Annotated in this window: 16 protein-coding genes, 1 tRNA gene, 1 other RNA gene and 1 pseudogene; 15 read left to right on the top strand and 4 right to left on the bottom strand. The window is 42.7% G+C overall.

The window, feature by feature from the left end; genetic code table 11:
- The first annotated feature begins 246 nt into the window (after nucleotides 1-246).
- From HMPREF9186_RS07475 to HMPREF9186_RS07485, 3 genes are read left to right on the top strand one after another with little or no spacing between them, the layout of a single operon-like run.
- Nucleotides 247-1,224 (top strand): hypothetical protein, encoded by a 978-nt coding sequence (locus HMPREF9186_RS07475; protein WP_009732103.1) that lies wholly within the window; start codon nucleotides 247-249, stop codon nucleotides 1,222-1,224.
- Nucleotides 1,225-1,235: 11 nt separating this feature from the next.
- Nucleotides 1,236-1,424: a DUF3173 domain-containing protein gene (locus HMPREF9186_RS07480; RefSeq protein WP_000369785.1), complete on the top strand. Its 189-nt coding sequence runs from the start codon at nucleotides 1,236-1,238 to the stop codon at nucleotides 1,422-1,424.
- Between the two features lies 1 nt (nucleotide 1,425).
- Entirely contained in the window at nucleotides 1,426-2,565 is a 1,140-nt protein-coding gene (locus HMPREF9186_RS07485; RefSeq protein WP_002911106.1) for a site-specific integrase, read from the top strand.
- 86 nt (nucleotides 2,566-2,651) lie between these two features.
- Here the strand turns inward: HMPREF9186_RS07485 and HMPREF9186_RS07490 are convergent.
- The 3 genes from HMPREF9186_RS07490 to HMPREF9186_RS07495 form a co-directional block, all read right to left on the bottom strand.
- Nucleotides 2,652-2,724, bottom strand: a tRNA-Lys gene (locus HMPREF9186_RS07490).
- A 5-nt stretch (nucleotides 2,725-2,729) separates the two neighbouring features.
- Nucleotides 2,730-2,922, bottom strand: a non-coding RNA gene (gene ssrS / locus HMPREF9186_RS11205) — 6S RNA.
- 66 nt (nucleotides 2,923-2,988) lie between these two features.
- A complete protein-coding gene (locus HMPREF9186_RS07495; protein ID WP_009732104.1) occupies nucleotides 2,989-4,260 on the bottom strand; it encodes a replication-associated recombination protein A in 1,272 nt (423 codons plus the stop codon).
- 114 nt (nucleotides 4,261-4,374) lie between these two features.
- On the opposite strand from HMPREF9186_RS07495, the gene HMPREF9186_RS07500 reads away from it, so the two are divergent.
- The 6 genes and pseudogenes from HMPREF9186_RS07500 (at nucleotide 4,375) to HMPREF9186_RS07525 (ending at nucleotide 8,235) form a co-directional block, all read left to right on the top strand.
- Nucleotides 4,375-4,845 (top strand): DUF3013 family protein, encoded by a 471-nt coding sequence (locus HMPREF9186_RS07500; RefSeq protein WP_009732105.1) that lies wholly within the window; start codon nucleotides 4,375-4,377, stop codon nucleotides 4,843-4,845.
- 55 nt (nucleotides 4,846-4,900) lie between these two features.
- The gene (locus HMPREF9186_RS07505; RefSeq protein WP_009732106.1) at nucleotides 4,901-5,443 is read left to right on the top strand and encodes a hypothetical protein; all 543 of its coding nucleotides are present in this window, start codon (nucleotides 4,901-4,903) and stop codon (nucleotides 5,441-5,443) included.
- Nucleotides 5,444-5,492: 49 nt separating this feature from the next.
- Nucleotides 5,493-5,927, top strand: a complete 435-nt coding sequence (locus HMPREF9186_RS07510) for an NUDIX hydrolase (protein ID WP_009732107.1) — start codon at nucleotides 5,493-5,495, stop codon at nucleotides 5,925-5,927.
- Nucleotides 5,924-6,396, top strand: a pseudogene (locus HMPREF9186_RS07515) (GNAT family N-acetyltransferase). Before HMPREF9186_RS07510 ends, HMPREF9186_RS07515 begins: the two are co-directional and overlap by 4 nt.
- A gap of 137 nt (nucleotides 6,397-6,533) precedes the next feature.
- Nucleotides 6,534-7,484 carry a 50S ribosomal protein L11 methyltransferase gene (prmA, locus tag HMPREF9186_RS07520; RefSeq protein ID WP_156801320.1) on the top strand — a complete coding sequence of 317 codons (951 nt, stop codon included), beginning with the start codon at nucleotides 6,534-6,536 and terminating at the stop codon, nucleotides 7,482-7,484.
- Between the two features lies 1 nt (nucleotide 7,485).
- On the top strand, nucleotides 7,486-8,235 hold the full coding sequence (locus tag HMPREF9186_RS07525) for a 16S rRNA (uracil(1498)-N(3))-methyltransferase (RefSeq protein WP_009732110.1): 750 nt from the start codon (nucleotides 7,486-7,488) through the stop codon (nucleotides 8,233-8,235).
- Nucleotides 8,236-8,276: 41 nt separating this feature from the next.
- Here HMPREF9186_RS07525 and HMPREF9186_RS07530 read toward each other — a convergent pair whose 3' ends face one another.
- The gene (locus HMPREF9186_RS07530) at nucleotides 8,277-10,739 is read right to left on the bottom strand and encodes a bifunctional 2',3'-cyclic-nucleotide 2'-phosphodiesterase/3'-nucleotidase (RefSeq protein ID WP_009732111.1); all 2,463 of its coding nucleotides are present in this window, start codon (nucleotides 10,737-10,739) and stop codon (nucleotides 8,277-8,279) included.
- A gap of 165 nt (nucleotides 10,740-10,904) precedes the next feature.
- Here HMPREF9186_RS07530 and HMPREF9186_RS07535 point away from each other — a divergent pair, with 165 nt between their 5' ends.
- The 6 genes from HMPREF9186_RS07535 (at nucleotide 10,905) to HMPREF9186_RS07560 (ending at nucleotide 16,181) form a co-directional block, all read left to right on the top strand.
- Nucleotides 10,905-11,297 carry a DUF1310 family protein gene (locus HMPREF9186_RS07535; RefSeq protein ID WP_009732112.1) on the top strand — a complete coding sequence of 131 codons (393 nt, stop codon included), beginning with the start codon at nucleotides 10,905-10,907 and terminating at the stop codon, nucleotides 11,295-11,297.
- A gap of 196 nt (nucleotides 11,298-11,493) precedes the next feature.
- A complete protein-coding gene (locus HMPREF9186_RS07540) occupies nucleotides 11,494-11,895 on the top strand; it encodes a DUF1310 family protein (RefSeq protein WP_009732113.1) in 402 nt (133 codons plus the stop codon).
- Nucleotides 11,889-13,205, top strand: a complete 1,317-nt coding sequence (locus HMPREF9186_RS07545) for a hypothetical protein (protein WP_009732114.1) — start codon at nucleotides 11,889-11,891, stop codon at nucleotides 13,203-13,205. Before HMPREF9186_RS07540 ends, HMPREF9186_RS07545 begins: the two co-directional genes overlap by 7 nt.
- A gap of 3 nt (nucleotides 13,206-13,208) precedes the next feature.
- On the top strand, nucleotides 13,209-13,598 hold the full coding sequence (locus HMPREF9186_RS07550; RefSeq protein WP_009732115.1) for a hypothetical protein: 390 nt from the start codon (nucleotides 13,209-13,211) through the stop codon (nucleotides 13,596-13,598).
- On the top strand, nucleotides 13,585-13,878 hold the full coding sequence (locus tag HMPREF9186_RS07555; RefSeq protein WP_009732116.1) for a hypothetical protein: 294 nt from the start codon (nucleotides 13,585-13,587) through the stop codon (nucleotides 13,876-13,878). The genes HMPREF9186_RS07550 and HMPREF9186_RS07555 overlap by 14 nt, the downstream gene beginning before the upstream one ends.
- A gap of 83 nt (nucleotides 13,879-13,961) precedes the next feature.
- Nucleotides 13,962-16,181, top strand: coding sequence for a RelA/SpoT family protein (locus HMPREF9186_RS07560; RefSeq protein ID WP_009732117.1), 2,220 nt, complete (start codon nucleotides 13,962-13,964; stop codon nucleotides 16,179-16,181).
- Nucleotides 16,182-16,266 lie beyond the last annotated feature (85 nt).

A 16,266-nucleotide genomic window follows, 5' to 3' on the forward strand; every position in this document is an offset into this window, starting at 1 on the left:
CTTATGACTATTCGAAGCCTTAGAGCTAGAAATTGTGTGGACAAGGACAAGGGCGAGCCTGACGGGAAGTCAGGCGAAGTCCCGAAGACTGCCGTCCAGACAATTTCTAGCCAAGCAAAAGTTGGCTATTCTAACAGCCAGCAAAAAGGTACACTTAGGACAACGTCCAAAGAACGACGGAACGAGCAAACGTTGATTTGACGGTGTTTCTGAGACCTAAAAAATCTAAAAGAAGGGGGGACAATTTTGTTGGTTTCTTTACAAGATTTAAGAAGCATTCAAGAACGATGTGATGTAGGAGAATTAGTACAGCGACTAGATGTCAGTATTGATAGATTAACGGTTATCTGGGATACAGACACTGGTTCCCTAAGACGAATTTTCAAAAATCTGAAACAGGCAATAAGTACAAGAGTTGACGCATTTGAAATACATGATAACGTGCGAGATGATGTCTTTGCTTTAGCTAAGGATCTTAATGAGTATGATTCAATCAATATTATATTTTTTCAATTATCCACTTATGGAGGTGAACAATTGATTCGGATTGATTTCAATCCTAACACTTTAAAAGAATTTGATGGAATGAAAGTATGGAGGCAATTAATGTACTTTGCCAGATTGAATTCATTGACGGTACGTTTGTCTCGTTTTGATTTGGCATTTGACATTTTCAACAGGCCTGAAATCGTTAATTTGCAACATATTAAAGGTGGTGTTACACATAAGGTCTTCTATGGTCGAGGGGGCGAATTAGAGACGAAATATTGGGGTTCTAGCGGTAGTAATGTACAAGTTAGGTTATATGATAAGAATAAAGAAATCATTGCTCACAAGCGAGAAGAGAAGCTAGATTTGGATGTGAATCCGTTTTGGTGGAGACTAGAGTTCCAACTCAGAACCAAAGCGATTGGTGAGGAGATGGTCCAAGATATTATGAGTAGACTTGATAATTTCGGGTTTTATAAGCTAGATCATATTCGAGTGGATCAAAGAGCCTTTACAATTATCTTTCTCAACAATCCTGAACTGTTATCATTAGCTTTTCCAAATTTAAAATCAGACAGCATCAAAAAGAAAAAAACAAGAGTCCGCAAACTATTGAGAGAAGAAACGAACCAATTTGCGGAAGAATTAAAAGAAGTATTAATACAGAATCTCCCTAAATTAAATGCAGAATTACAACTACTTGTAGGCGAGTTTCTGACTTTAGAAAATAAATAAGGAGGATAACTATGGACAATAATTTAATTAGTAACAAAGAATTAATTGAAATGGGCTATCGCCCTCATACAGCGAATGATATCATTCATCAGGCAAGAGAATTACTTGTCTCACGAGGCTATACATTTTATAATCGCAAACGTTTGATGGTTGTTCCAAAAAGTGTTGTAAATGAGATTCTAGGAACTGAGGTGGCGTAATATGGCAAGTGTTCGTTATCGAAAGCGAGGAGATAGTAATTTATGGACCTATGAAATTCGTAGCGAAGGGAAAACTGTTGTTCATAATAGCGGTTTTAAAACAAAAAAACTTGCAGAGTCAGAAGCTGAACCGATTCTGCAAGAACTTCGTTTAGGAAAAAGAATTTCTAGAGATATTTCTCTTGTAGATCTGTATCAAGAATGGCTTGAACTAAAAATTCTACCGAGTAGTAGGTCGGAAGAGACAAAGAAAAAATATCTTCTCCGTAAAAACACAATTGAAAGATTATTTGGAAATAAAAAAGTCACTCAAATTCGTGCGAGTGAATACCAAAGAATTATGAATAAGTATGGACAAACAGTTGGTAGAAATTTTCTTGGTAGATTGAATACTGGGATTCATCAGAGCATCCAAATGGCAATTGCAGACAAAGTTCTAATAGATGATTTTACACAACATGTCGAGTTATTTTCATCCAAAGAACAACAGATGACAGAAGAGAAATATTTACATACAGAAAAGGACTATCTGGATTTACTTTTAGCAGTAAAGAGAAAATTTGATTACCAACGTTCAATTGTTCCTTATATTGTCTATTTTCTATTAAAAACAGGCATGAGGTTTGGAGAGTTAATAGCGTTAACTTGGAATGAAGTTGACTTTGACAGAGGACTGCTAAAAACATATAGGAGGTTTAATACCCTTTCTCATAAATTTGTCCCTCCAAAAAATAAAACGTCTATTCGGATGGTACCGATAGACGAAGAATGTATTAAGATATTACAAGTCCTAAAAATTGAACAGGAGAAGGCTAATAAAGAGCTAGGAATCAAGAATAGGTATAAAATGATTTTTCAGCATTATGGATATATTCACTTGGTACCAGATATTGCAAGTGTCAATAAAGCTTTGAGTGTTCTTTTAAATGAATTAGATATTTATCCAATTATCACGACAAAAGGAGCACGTCATACCTATGGAAGCTACCTCTGGCACAAAGGATTTGACCTTGGAGTTATTGCAAAAATTCTAGGGCATAGAGATATTTCAATGTTAGTAGAAGTATATGGACACACTTTAGAAGAGAAAATTTTTGAAGAATTTAATCAAATTAGAGATGTTTGGAAAGATTGCTCATAAAAAAATGTGGGGCAAATGATGGGGCAAATCAGTTATAGACAAGCAAAAAAGCCTTATAAATCAAGGCTTTTTCCTGTTGATTTAGATGCCCCCTACAGGGCTCGAACCTGTGACCCATAGATTAAGAGTCTACTGCTCTACCAACTGAGCTAAGGAGGCAAATATAAAAAGCTGTATTGGTGCCGAAACTTCACGATTTGTATTGAACCCGCGCAATTAAGCAGGTGGGCAACTCGCTCTGACTTAGCTGCTTCCGCGTGAAACGGCCTGCATACTGCCAGAAGTCTTTTGTTTCCCTAATAATACAAAAAATAGTCGGTCAACACTTAAGTGTGAGTTCGTACACCACAGCGTTTCTATATGTATATGATACCACATTTTGGAAATATTTCAAGAAAAAATCTCATTTTTTTGAAACCGATGTCACTTTTTCTTGAATTGATCAATCTTATCCTTGGTAGCTCCGAGAGCACGCTCGTACTTGCCGTTTTCATTGGGAATAAAGTAGGACGCGTGTTTGAGCTTGTCTGGCAGGTAGTCCTGCTTGACCCAGTTGCCGGGGTAGTTGTGGGGATATTTATAGTTTTGTGCATTTCCCAGTTCCTTGCTTCCAGCATAATGACCATCGCGGAGGTGGCGAGGAATGGGAAGGTTGCCAGATGTCCTCAGATCAGACAGGGCCTTGTCTATGGCAACATAGGCTGAGTTGGACTTAGGCGAAAGGGCTAGATCGATGACGATGTTGGCGATGAGAATGCGAGCCTCAGGGAAGCCGATGCGCTCAGCGGCTTGAAGGGCTGTTACGGTATGAATCTGCGCATCTGGATTGGCCAGACCGATATCCTCATAAGCGATGACAGTCAAGCGACGAGCGAGGCTGGGTAGATCTCCGGCTTCGATCAAACGAGCGGCGTAGTGGAGACTAGCATCGACATCCGAACCACGGATAGACTTTTGTAGGGCAGAGAGCACATCGTAGTGGCCGTCTCCATCTTTGTCCATGGTGATGTAGCTACGCTGGAGGCTGTTTTCCATGATCTCTAGCGTAATATGGCGAATCCCTTCTGCATTTTCAGAAGTTGACAACACCGCCAGATCGAGAGAATTAAAGGCAGAGCGAAGATCTCCATTGGTCGAGGTAGCGATGAAATCCAAAGCGTCCTCATCAAGCACGACAGGAAAGTCAAAGCCACGCTCGTGATCATCTAGAGCCGTTTTCAGAGCTTGCTTGACCTCCTCCGTCGTCAACGGTTCCAGCTCAAAGATTTGTACGCGGCTACGAATAGCGGGTGTGACAGAGAAAAAGGGATTTTCAGTCGTTGCACCGATCATGATGACCAGACCACTTTCGAGCAAAGGCAGGAGAAAATCTTGCTTAGTTTTATCGAGGCGATGGATTTCATCCAAAAGCAGGACCAAACCACCAGAAAATTTAGCTTCCTCTGCGATTTCTTGGAGGCGCTTTTTACTGTCAACCGTTGCATTAAAGGTCCGAAAGGCATACTTGGTCGTTCCTGCGATGGCAGAAGCAATACTGGTCTTTCCGATCCCCGGAGGTCCATAGAGAATCATGGAAGACAGACGATTGGCTTCGACCATGCGGCGGATGATTTTGCCTTCTCCGACCAGGTGTTCTTGACCGATGACCTGATCGATCGTCCGTGGGCGCATACGGAGTGCGAGATTGTCGGGCATTTCCTTCTCCTTTCTAGCTTTGTCTCCTTTCAAAGAGGCGGTTTTTATGGTAAGATTGTAGTAACTATTGTATCATATTCCGCTCTAAGAGTGGGAAATTAGAAAGAGGACGCTATGTCTAAATATGGGTTTTTGGATGTTTTAGAAGAGGAAATGGAAAAGGTCTTTCCCTTTGACTTTGAGATCAATTGGGATAAGAAGAATCATGCGGTAGAAGTGGCTTTCCTCTTGGAAGCACAGAATACGGGAGGGGTTGCACTGGTTGATGAAGCTGGCGAAGAATCTGATGAGGATATTTTCTTTGAAGAAGCTGTGCTCTTCTACAATCCAGCCAAGTCGCATGTGGAAGAAGATGCCTATTTAACAGCGATTCCTTATGAGCCTAAAAAAGGCTTGTCTCGTGAGTTTCTAGCCTATTTTGCGACTTTTCTTCGGGATACAGCTGAGTTGGCCTTGGATGACCTCATGGATTTCTTAGCAGACGAAGAAGCAGAGAGCTTTGAGATCATCTGGAACCAAGAAGTATTTGAAGAAGGCAAGGTTGGCCTAGAAGAAAGCACCTTTTATCCCTATCCGAGATATTAGAAAAGATTCTAAGTGGACATTTTTAAATAATAAATTCAAGGAGAAGGGGGAGACTATGCTAGAAAAAGTCAAACAGTTTTTCAGGAGAAGGTCAGCTAAAACTGAGCCGTCAGTTGATATTCTTCCCCGCAATCGCTTTGCGGATCTAGATTTCGAGCGAGTATTGAAGTCAGGAACTCGTCGCCTTGTTAATGAGGAAGGACGCTATGCTGAGGATGGGAAAATCACAGAACTTGAATTTCCTGAAGATTTTGCGGAATTTGAATTTCTAGTTGGTTTTAATACGGAAGAGGAAGAGCAGTTTCAGCAACTATTAGCTCGTTTAAATAGTATTGATAATGCCATTCAGTCCCATTTGGAAAGCGAGTTGCAACAACCCATCCCTCAGTATGCTAAGGATCTAGGCTATACTCAGAAGAGGTGGGAGAAAACCTTTTACTTCCATCCTTGGATATTAAGTTTTGAGGAAAACCCGCCTAATCTTCGCTATGTTGCCGATTATGTAAATGATGAGTTTACGGTTTATTTTGCTAAAAAACATGGCAGATGGCAAGCATACTGGGATGCAGAGTGCCAAAAAGTAATCGAAGAAAGCTAGCTCGTATTTTCCTAGAGAGTAATTGTTATCATAGAAAAGAGTAAATATCATGGAATTATTGGATAGCAGAATGGATTTCCAAGGTTGCAAGATTGCCTTGATTTGTGGGGATAAGGTCTTGACTATCTTACGTGATGACAAGGACGATATCCCTTGTCCCAACATGTGGGAGTTGCCAGGTGGTGGTCGTGAAGGAAACGAAAGCCCTTTCGAGTGCGCAGCGCGTGAAGTTTATGAGGAATTGGGAATTCATTTAGATGAAGACTGTCTGCTTTGGAGCAAGATTTATCCTAGCGTAATCTTTAAAGACAAGCAATCGGTCTTTATGGTTGGTCAGCTAAGACAAGAACAATTTGACAATATTACCTTTGGTGATGAAGGACAGGCCTATAAACTGATGCCTATTGAGGAGTTTTTGAAGTCTAAACAGGCAGTTCCTCAGCTACAGGGGAGATTGAGGGATTATTTGGAGGAAGGTTTATGATAACACTTGTTCGAGCGGGAGCAGAGGATTTAGAAACTATTATTGCCATTCAAAGAGCTAGCTTTAAGGCTGTTTATGACAAATACCAAGATGAATATGACCCTTATCTCGAGGACCGCGAACGAATCAAATGGAAACTAGTCGAACGTCCCAATAGCTATTACTACTTTGTAAAAGAAGATGAAGAAAACATCGGATTTTTACGAGTTCAGACTAATGCCGAGTTAACGAAAGCTTGGTTGGGGACCGCAGCGATTCTACCTCCGTATCAGGGAAAAGGTATGGATCTGAAGGATTACGCTTGCTAGAAGAGGAATTTTCAACCGTTAGACAATGGGATTTGTGTACGGTGTTACAGGATGCAGGCATGGTCGCGTTCTACGAGAAGAATGGCTACCATCAAACCCATATCGAGCCTGAAAAAGAAGGCATGGATATGGTCTACATGAAAAAATTGATAGAGAAATAGAAAGGATGGTTCGGTTAAATTTCTAAACTGAACCCGCCCTAAACACTATGCCAAAAAGATAAACTTCTCTTAGATACAAGTGTCTTCAGAGAGTTTCCTATTTTGGCTTTGTGTTTTACGGGCTTGGTATCTTAATGATGGAAACATGGCAAGAGTTAAAGGTTACAGTCAAGCGTGAGGGTGAGGAGCTGGTCTCTAATCTCTTGATCGAGTTAGGTGCCCAGGGTGTTGCAATTGAAGATAGCATGGACTATGTTGGAAATGTGGACCGCTTCGGTGAGATTTTCCCTGAAATCGAGCAACAAGAAGAAATTGTGGTGACGGCCTACTATCCGGATACGGTGGATGTAGCAGCGGTTGAAGTGGATTTGCAGGCGCGTCTTGCTGAATTGACCGACTTTATGGATCTGGGTGAGGTTAAGATTGGCACGACTGCCTTGGCTGAGGAAGACTGGGCTGATAATTGGAAGAAATACTATGAACCAGCTCGCATCACTCATGACTTGACCATCGTGCCGTCATGGACAGATTATGAGGCGACGGCGGGAGAAAAGATTATCAAGCTGGATCCTGGTATGGCCTTTGGGACAGGAACCCACCCAACAACCAAGATGAGCCTCTTTGCCTTGGAGCAGGTTCTTCGTGGTGGAGAAACGGTATTAGATGTAGGGACAGGTTCAGGTGTCCTTTCCATTGCTAGCTCGCTTCTTGGAGCCAAGGAAATCTTTGCCTATGACTTAGATGATGTAGCGGTTCGAGTCGCTCAGGAAAATATTGAGCTCAATCCTGGCATGGAAAATATCCATGTAGCCCCAGGTGATTTGCTCAAAGGTGTGGAGATTGAGGCAGACGTCATCGTGGCCAACATCTTGGCGGATATCCTTATCCATCTGACGGACGATGCTTATCGTTTGGTCAAGGATGAAGGTTATCTCATCATGAGTGGGATTATCAAGGAAAAGTGGGACATGGTCCGTGAGTCAGCAGAAGCGGCTGGATTTTTCCTTGAAACTCATATGATCCAAGGGGAATGGAATGCCTGCGTCTTCAAGAAGACCAAGGATGTCTCCGGTGTGATTGGAGGCTAGCATGCAGCAGTATTTTGTAAAAGGCAGTGCAATCTCTCCTGTCACTATCGAGGACAAGGAAACCAGCAAGCACATGTTTCAGGTCATGCGCTTGGAAGAAGATGATGAAGTGACTTTGGTTTTTGATGATGGGATTAAGCGCTTGGCGCGCGTGGTCAATGTAGAGGCGCGTCAGTTGGAGCTGATTGAAGAATTGGCTGACAATGTAGAATTGCCAATTCAAGTGACCATCGCATCAGGCTTTCCCAAAGGAGACAAGCTGGAGTTCATCACTCAGAAAGTAACAGAACTCGGAGCTAGCCAGATCTGGGCCTTCCCTGCAGACTGGTCCGTTGCAAAATGGGATGGCAAGAAATTGGTCAAAAAGGTCGAAAAACTAGAAAAAATCGCCCTTGGAGCAGCCAAGCAAAGCAAGCGAAATTTGGTCCCGAGCATTACTCTTTTTGAGAAAAAGTCTGACTTTCTTGTACAACTGGACCAGTTTGACCGCATCGTGGTGGCTTATGAAGAGTCTGCCAAAGAAGGTGAAAGCGCTGCTCTTGTACAAGCTGTAAGTGGTCTTGAAAAAGGGAGCAAGGTTCTCTTTATCTTTGGACCGGAGGGTGGTCTTTCACCTTCTGAAATTGAAAGTTTTGAAGCCAAGGGAGCTGTTTTGGCAGGACTTGGTCCTCGGATTCTCCGTGCAGAAACCGCCCCACTCTATGCCCTTAGCGCAGTGAGTGTTGTCACAGAATTAATGAAAAACGCGTGAAGGTAGATCTTCACGCGTTTCTTTATGAGAACAAGAAAGAATTAGTTTTCTTCTTTCTTACGAGATGGGAGAAGGAAGCCAAGTCCGGTCATCACTAAACCGACAAGGGCTAAGATGGAAGCACGTTCTCCTGTTTCAGGCAAGGTTTTTTCGCTGATAGAAGAAGCAACTACTGGCTTAGCAGTTTCTTGGCGAGCTCCTGCAGGGCGAGCTCCTTCTTGACTTGGAGCAGGAAGTGTAATGGTTTGTTGGCTATGAGACAGGGTGATGGTTTCATCTTGTGCCGGTTTCTGATGGTTCGGTACAAAGATAAATGAAGGGTTTCCTGTTTCTGGTTTTGTTGGTTCTTCTGGTTTTGTTTCAGGTTCTACTTTTGGTTCCACATAAACAAAGCGGAATTCTCCAAATCCTTCTTGTTTAGATGGTTCAAGGTAGACAACATCTCCGTCTTTACCAACCAGATCCTTAGCTTTGTCAGCGGTTAAGAAGCGGACATCTACCCCCTTGATGCTGTCGGTAAAGCGCCAGTTGCCGTCTGCACTTGGGTTGATATTCTTTTCTTCCAAGATGTAGTTAATGATAGCTTGGCGGTTTTCCAATCCAAGGAGTTGGTTCAGGCTAGCATCGCGAACGCCTGGGAATTTTCCGTTTGCCCGGTAGTTGTTGGTCACAACGATAAATTCTTGATCCGCAGTGACTTCCTTGCCTTGGTATTTCAAGTTGCGGACACGGCTAGCATCTGAGTTAACTGTTTTTCCTTCGCGGTCGTATTTATTTGGCTGGGTCACGTCAAACTCGTAAGTCACCCCGTCGATGACATCAAAGTTGTAGGTCCGGTAGTTAGGGTTGACAAGCTGTTGAGGCTCTTTGCTAGTCGGGTCGATCGTGTTGAATTGACCAGCAGACATTTCCAACCATTCCTTGAGTTGCGCACCGGTCACCTTGAGGATGGCAGTGACATTATCATAGAGATAAAGGTCAGCGACGTTCTTGATGGCGATTGGTCCAGCAGGGATATCCGTATAGGCAGTAGCATCCCCACGGGTACCCGCCTTAAATGGCGCCGCAGCAGAAAGGATTGGAAGGTTGGCTTCAGGAGTTCCTGCCAACTCTTTCTTAGCATACCAAATTTGTGCATTGTTCACGATTTGGACAGATGGATCGTCTTTCACAAGGGCAAAGTAGCTAGTAATCGGAGCAGACGTCGTTCCGACTTGTTGACGGACATATTTGACCGTACCTTCGTGCGCTTCTTTCGCAATCGCTGTAATGCGCTCGTCGGCTGCTTGTGATTTGGTATCAATCTTGCGGATGGCAGCCTTGCTTCCGACTACAGACCATTTGCCGTCTGTGTAGCGCAGGTTGAGGTCGATCACCCCGAGGTGGTCGCCGTATTTTCCAGCCATGGTCACGGGTGTTCCGTTGATTTTACCGTTTACGCCGTCGACACCAGCATATTTTTCGTAGAAGCCTGTTCCATTTCCACTTGGGAATTCTGCGTGTGAGTGACCTGTTACGACAGCGTCAACACCTGGGAGGCTAGCGATTTGGTAGCCTTCGTTTTCTTCACCTTTTTCGTACTTGTCGTCTCCGATACCAGAGTGAGAAAGGACGAGGACAACGTCCGCTCCGGCTTTGCGCATTTCTGGGATGATAGCTTGGATAGCTTCGACAGAGTCATTGACCTTGACCTTGCCTTCGAGGTTGGCCTTATCCCAGCTGAGGATCTGTGGAGGAACGATTCCTGTTACCCCGATATTGACATCGACTGAACGACCGTTTTTGTCGGTATAGGTCTTTTTGATGATCTTGTAGGGATCATAGACAAAAGCGCCAGTATTTGCATCTACGACGTTGGCATTGACGATTGGCATCCCAGCGGTTGCGATGACCTTTTTGAGGTAGTCTAGTCCATAGTTGAATTCGTGGTTCCCAAGGGTTCCTGCATCAAAGCCCAATTTTTGAAGAGCTGTATACATCGGGTGTTGCTCACCATCTTTGATGGGATTGACGATGGCCTTGTAGGTACCAAGAGGAGTTCCTTGGATAGTATCTCCGTTATCAACGAGGAGGACGTTGCTATTTTCTTTCTTCGCATCTTCGATCAAGACAGCTGTTTTTGCTAGACCAACGTTTTGCGCTGGTTTGTCTTGGTAGTAGTCATAGTTGACCAAGTTGGTATGAAGGTCCGTTGTTGCAAGAATGCGGACGTCGACTTCTTGCCCCTCAACTGGAGCGGTCGCTTTGGCGTCACTGGCGCTATTTTGAGGAGCTGCTGGAGTCGCTTCGGTTGCTGTAGCAGTGGCTTCTCCGCTAGCAGTCGGAGTGTTATTGCTAGTGGATGCTTCAGAGCTAGTCGCGGGAGACGCAGGAGTTGCGGCCTCTGTGACAGCAGTTGCTGACGAATCAGTTGAGCTCGTCGCTTCATCTGCTTGAGCAGTTGTCGTTGCCAAGAAAGCAGCAGCAAGGCTGAATAGGGCAGCCTGTTTACGGAATGATGACATGGTTGTCCTCCTAAATAAAATGATGTCTTTCTATTATATCTTATTTTGTTCGGAATGGATTCGTTTTCGTATCCTTTCTATATGATAAATTGATAAAAATTTTTCCAAAATAAAGGCTCAGTTTTCAAAAAAATTACGAATGATAAAAGTGAGGAGGCGATACAGATGAACAAAAAAAGAAAAGGATGCCGTTTGATATTTTCTTTGATGATTCTTGGACTCGTAGTATGGATTGGCTTGAAAATCAAGGACTATCTGGAATTCCAACAAGAAATGGTTCGAATTGTACATAGTCAAGAAGTGAAAAAGTTAATTGTAGATGATTTGAAACAGGAAGATCCGGAGGCGTTTACAGAAAAAGGAAAAATTCAATCGTATGAAATCGATGACGAAACGATCGAACACAATCCGATGGGAGGAATTATGTTTGAGGTGATACTAAATGGAAATAAAGAGATAACTGGAAGTATGGGATTAAGGAAATATAGTGAGGATGGGCCGATTGAATCTGTTGGAATGAATGCATCTGAAGGTCTTCAAGAACTGATGGAAGAGTAAATTTACGGTTTGCTGGTAAACAATCATCAATCTGAGAAAGCAACTCATTCGCTTTGAGATCTGTTCCAAAAATTAAAAAAATTTAGAAATTGATGTTACGTTTTCGAAAATTTTTACGAATTATTAAAGTGAGAGTAATAAATTTGAAAACTTAATAGTGTAAAGTGATACTACTAGCACTTTATGGAGGATGAAAATGAAACAAAAAAGAAAAATTGGTCGTTATATATTTGGAGTGTTGCTACTAGGAGTCTTGATATGGGGAGGCATGCTTGTAAAAAACCATCTTGATTTTCAAAATGAAATGGTTCGGATTGTGCATAGTAAGGAAGTGGAAAAGCTGATAGAAGAGGAGCTCAAGGCATCGGATCCAAATGCCTTAACACCAAAAGGCAAGATCCAATCGTATGAGATTGATGATAAGACGATCGAACACAATCCAATGGGGGGGATTATGTTTGAAGTGATTATAAATGGAAATAAAGAGATAACTGGAAGTATGGGATTGAGGAAGCGTAGTGAAGATGGCCCGATTAGATCTGTAGGGATGTCTGAGTCTAAAGCACTTAGGAATCTAATAGGGGAGCAACAATGGTAATTAATGATGAACAAAAGAATGATATTGCATGGAAGGAATATACGAAATACAATGTTGGGGATGGTGTAAGAATTGATATAAATAATCGGAAAAAAACAATAGGCTATGTTTCTGAAATTTTTGGACAGGCACCAGAAAAAGATATGGTCTCCTCTCTCGAAGACTTAGAAGCACGGTTGCAAGGAGCCCTAACTGGTTTAAATGGCTACATTGTGACGGATAAAGAAATCACTCAGGAAACCAGACCAGAGGATGTGCAAAAAGTAACCATTTTGTTTGAGGGCTCGGAAGCAAAATTTGATCAAAATTTCAGGGGAGCTGTAGAAGATTGGGTGCTCACCGATGCTCCAACTGCAATACAAATATCAATGGCCAAGAGACTTGGGATCAAAACGGGAAAAATTTCCCAGCTTGACGCGGCTTCGAAAGAAGTAAAAGCAGCAATGGATAGATATCCGAATGCGCGTTTCAAATTTTATGCTCATTCTTTAGGAGGCTTAAATCTCCAAGCTTCACTTGGATCTTTGGAAGATAAGTATTTAAATAGAGTGGATGGGGCTTATATATATGAAGCACCCAATCTTTATCCACTTTTAAGCGATGAGGAAAAGAAACAGGTCGATAAGATTAAATATAAAATTTATAATTATATAGACAAGCGAGACATTGTTACATGGGAACATTCTAAAGAAGGGAACGAGGGTGTTGTTGGGACACTTGTTCGAATTGACAGTAAGGATGTAGGCGATTTAGGAAAACAACATATGTGGGGAGGTTACGACTACAAGGCTGGCTACTTGAACGTCAAAGAAGAAAGTTTAGATGACTATCGATTAGCTCGAGTAAAGCAGGCGAAAGAACAACTGCAGTTAAAGAAACAAGCATTGGAATCTTGGAAAAAGAGAGGGCTTTCCGGACGTGATCTCATTTCCATGGACACAATTCAGGCCATAAGAATAGTGGAATCGTTGAAGGAGTTTGCTCTCATTGCCTCAGACTATATTTTAGCTGTCTGTGATTTCGGTATTGCGGATGTGAAAGGGACTTGGGAGACATTATTAGCCTCTTGCCGTTCAACTGTATCCGGAAGCCGATGTAGAGAGAGTGATATCGTCAATGCACTTGCTCAAGTTGGTGCAACAAAAGAAACGATTGAGATCAATCGCATCACAGAATTAGAGAAAATTAAAAAAGATACTCTAAAAATAAAGGATAGTATTTTTAGTCTATCAACAGACATAGCGAAAGGGATTGCAACTGTTGCAGCTACAGATATTGCTCTAGCAAGCCAACTTCAATTGCAATGGTAAAGAATGGGAAACAACGAGTTTAAATGTATTAATGCGATTAGAAAAGTGGAAGAAGAATGGAATAGGACTGAAGAAGAATTGAAAATGGAGATGAAAAAACTGGAAAACAGAATGCATCAGATCCATGACCAGTTCTGCTTTACAAAACAGAACATCGAAATGATGGAAGAGGAAGTTACATATTTCTCTAAAACGATGGAAAGTACGGACAGTCTATCGGATTATTTTCAGGAATTATCAGATGTTTATGAGGAATTGAATTCGGACTACTATGGAGAACTAGCTCATATTGAGGAAATATATCAGCTGAAACAAAAGGAACTACAGCTGGTTTCTGAAAAATATGCCAAGGATATTGCAAGATTGAGAAAGGAACTGTATGTCGAAAATTGATGTTTTAAATGATCTTACTTATGAAGATAAGCGTTACATGGCGGCTATCATTAGTGTTAGATTTATGGGGAAATTTGCATTAACCAAGGGAGCAATTGATCAACAAGGTATAAAAAGTAGAATTTCATCGAGTTTAACAGAACTTGAAAGTTCTCTAGATCAGGTCATTGGAAGTATTGATAAGGATTTGGCTGGAAAATTTTCAAACTCTGTTAAAGAAGGCGTTGGAAGAAAGAAAGCTGAGTTACATTCTTTGAAAGAGTTTTGCCAGGCTAAGTAAGATCCGTATATTAAAGTAACTTCATTGGTTTCCATCTGCTTCTAAAAGTGTTAAAATAGTATCCAAGAAACTGGAGAAAACGAATGCCAAAAGAAGAGAATTTAACTGGGGACCAAGTCGTTGCCCTTACAAAAAAATATTTATCACCTGAGGATGTTGCTTTTGTGCAAAAGGCTTTGGTCTATGCAGTTGATTGCCATAGTGGTCAATTCCGTCAGTCTGGTGAACCTTACATCATTCATCCCATTCAAGTGGCAGGAATTCTCGCCAAGCTGAAACTGGATGCTGTAACGGTGGCCTGTGGTTTTTTGCATGATGTCGTGGAAGATACGAATGCAAGCTTAGATGATTTAGAACGCGAATTTGGTCATGATGTGCGCGTGATTGTCGATGGGGTGACCAAACTCGGGAAGGTCAAGTACAAGTCCCACGAAGAGCAATTGGCGGAAAACCATCGCAAGATGCTCATGGCCATGTCTCAGGATATCCGTGTAATCTTGGTTAAACTAGCAGACCGCTTGCATAATATGCGCACCTTGAAGCATTTGCGTAAGGACAAGCAAGAACGCATTTCTCGCGAAACCATGGAGATCTATGCGCCACTAGCCCATCGTCTCGGGATTTCCAGTGTTAAGTGGGAGCTTGAGGATCTGTCTTTCCGTTATTTGAATGAGACAGAATTCTACAAGATTTCTCATATGATGAAGGAAAAACGTCGTGAGCGAGAAGAGTTAGTGGAAGAAGTTGTCCACAAGATTGAGACCTATGCAGGGGAACGCCATTTGCATGGAAAAATTTATGGCCGGCCAAAGCATATCTACTCCATCTACCGCAAGATGCAGGATAAGAAGAAACGCTTTGATGAAATCTATGACTTGATTGCCATCCGCTGTATTCTGGATACTCCAAGTGATGTCTATGCCATGCTGGGTTATATCCATGAACTGTGGAAACCGATGCCGGGGCGTTTTAAGGACTATATTGCCAATCGGAAGGCCAATGGCTACCAGTCCATCCATACGACGGTCTATGGCCCTAAAGGACCGATTGAATTCCAGATCCGTACCAAGGAGATGCACGAGGTTGCCGAATACGGGGTTGCCGCTCACTGGGCATACAAAAAAGGGATCAAGGGTCAGGTTAACAGCAAGGAATCTGCCATTGGGATGAACTGGATCAAAGAGATGATGGAGCTCCAGGACCAGTCAGGTGATGCCAAAGAATTTGTTGAAAATGTAAAAGAAGATATTCTAGCAGAAGAAATTTATGTCTTCACACCAGACGGAACCGTGCGCTCGCTTCCTAAAGATTCTGGACCGATCGATTTTGCTTATGAGATCCATACCAAGGTTGGAGAAAAAGCCATTGGTGCCAAGGTCAATGGCCGGATGGTGCCCCTTAATACTAAACTTCGGACTGGGGATCAGGTGGAGATTATCACTAATGCCAATTCCTTTGGTCCGAGTCGTGACTGGCTAACTATTGTCAAGACCAGCAAGGCGCGTAACAAGATCCGCCAGTTCTTTAAAAATCAAGACAAGGAATTGTCTATTAACCGTGGACGGGAGTTGCTCATGGCCCAATTCCACGAGCATGACTTGGTAGCCAATAAGTTCATGGACAAAAAGCACATGGACAAAGTTTTGCAAAAAACCAGCTACAAGACCGAAGAGGCCTTGTTTGCGGCCATCGGTTTTGGAGAAGTAGGAGCCATTTCTATCTTTAACCGTTTGACGGAAGAAGAACGTCGCGAAGAGGAAAAGGCCAAGGCGCGTGCAGAAGCCGAAGAGCTGGTCAAAGGTGGCGAAGTCAAGGTTGAAAATAAAAAAGACACCCTAAAGGTCCGCCATGAAGGTGGCGTGGTCATCCAAGGAGCTTCCGGTCTCTTGATCCGGATTGCCAAGTGTTGTAATCCCGTGCCAGGAGATACAATTGTCGGCTACATTACCAAAGGGCGTGGGGTTGCCATCCACCGTCAAGACTGTATGAACCTGCGGGCTCAAGACAACTACGAGCAACGCTTGATCGATGTCGAGTGGGAAGACAACAATACGACCAAGGACTACATCGCCCATATCGATATCTACGGCCTCAACCGTGCAGGCCTTCTCAACGATGTCCTTCAAGTCCTCTCCAATACGGCGAAGATGATCTCAACCGTCAATGCCCAACCAACCAAAGATATGAAATTTGCCAATATCCACATTTCCTTCGGGATTCCAAACCTATCTATGTTGACAACGGTTGTGGATAAGATTAAGAGTGTGCCGGAGGTATACTCTGTTAAGCGTACCAACGGCTAGTCGGCTGCTCAGTTATCTTTTATTGCTTCGTTAGCTCGCCTCGCCGTACTTCAGTACTGTCTTCGTCTCGCTGCCTTGCTCTAAA

Origin of the sequence: Streptococcus sp. F0442 (assembly GCF_000314795.2) — a bacterium.
In the GTDB taxonomy this organism is placed as follows: domain Bacteria; phylum Bacillota; class Bacilli; order Lactobacillales; family Streptococcaceae; genus Streptococcus.

Excerpts from the sequence above, each read along its gene's own strand:
- HMPREF9186_RS07510 (WP_009732107.1), top strand. The coding sequence starts at position 5,493 with ATGGAATTATTGGATAGCAGAATGGATTTCCAAGGTTGCAAGATTGCC.
- HMPREF9186_RS07495 (WP_009732104.1), bottom strand. The coding sequence starts at position 4,260 with ATGCCCGACAATCTCGCACTCCGTATGCGCCCACGGACGATCGATCAG.
- prmA (WP_156801320.1), top strand. The coding sequence starts at position 6,534 with ATGGAAACATGGCAAGAGTTAAAGGTTACAGTCAAGCGTGAGGGTGAG.
- HMPREF9186_RS07550 (WP_009732115.1), top strand. The coding sequence starts at position 13,209 with ATGGGAAACAACGAGTTTAAATGTATTAATGCGATTAGAAAAGTGGAA.
- HMPREF9186_RS07535 (WP_009732112.1), top strand. The coding sequence starts at position 10,905 with ATGAACAAAAAAAGAAAAGGATGCCGTTTGATATTTTCTTTGATGATT.
- HMPREF9186_RS07540 (WP_009732113.1), top strand. The coding sequence starts at position 11,494 with ATGAAACAAAAAAGAAAAATTGGTCGTTATATATTTGGAGTGTTGCTA.
- HMPREF9186_RS07500 (WP_009732105.1), top strand. The coding sequence starts at position 4,375 with ATGTCTAAATATGGGTTTTTGGATGTTTTAGAAGAGGAAATGGAAAAG.
- HMPREF9186_RS07480 (WP_000369785.1), top strand. The coding sequence starts at position 1,236 with ATGGACAATAATTTAATTAGTAACAAAGAATTAATTGAAATGGGCTAT.
- HMPREF9186_RS07530 (WP_009732111.1), bottom strand. The coding sequence starts at position 10,739 with ATGTCATCATTCCGTAAACAGGCTGCCCTATTCAGCCTTGCTGCTGCT.
- HMPREF9186_RS07505 (WP_009732106.1), top strand. The coding sequence starts at position 4,901 with ATGCTAGAAAAAGTCAAACAGTTTTTCAGGAGAAGGTCAGCTAAAACT.
- HMPREF9186_RS07555 (WP_009732116.1), top strand. The coding sequence starts at position 13,585 with ATGTCGAAAATTGATGTTTTAAATGATCTTACTTATGAAGATAAGCGT.
- HMPREF9186_RS07525 (WP_009732110.1), top strand. The coding sequence starts at position 7,486 with ATGCAGCAGTATTTTGTAAAAGGCAGTGCAATCTCTCCTGTCACTATC.
- HMPREF9186_RS07545 (WP_009732114.1), top strand. The coding sequence starts at position 11,889 with ATGGTAATTAATGATGAACAAAAGAATGATATTGCATGGAAGGAATAT.
- HMPREF9186_RS07560 (WP_009732117.1), top strand. The coding sequence starts at position 13,962 with ATGCCAAAAGAAGAGAATTTAACTGGGGACCAAGTCGTTGCCCTTACA.
- HMPREF9186_RS07485 (WP_002911106.1), top strand. The coding sequence starts at position 1,426 with ATGGCAAGTGTTCGTTATCGAAAGCGAGGAGATAGTAATTTATGGACC.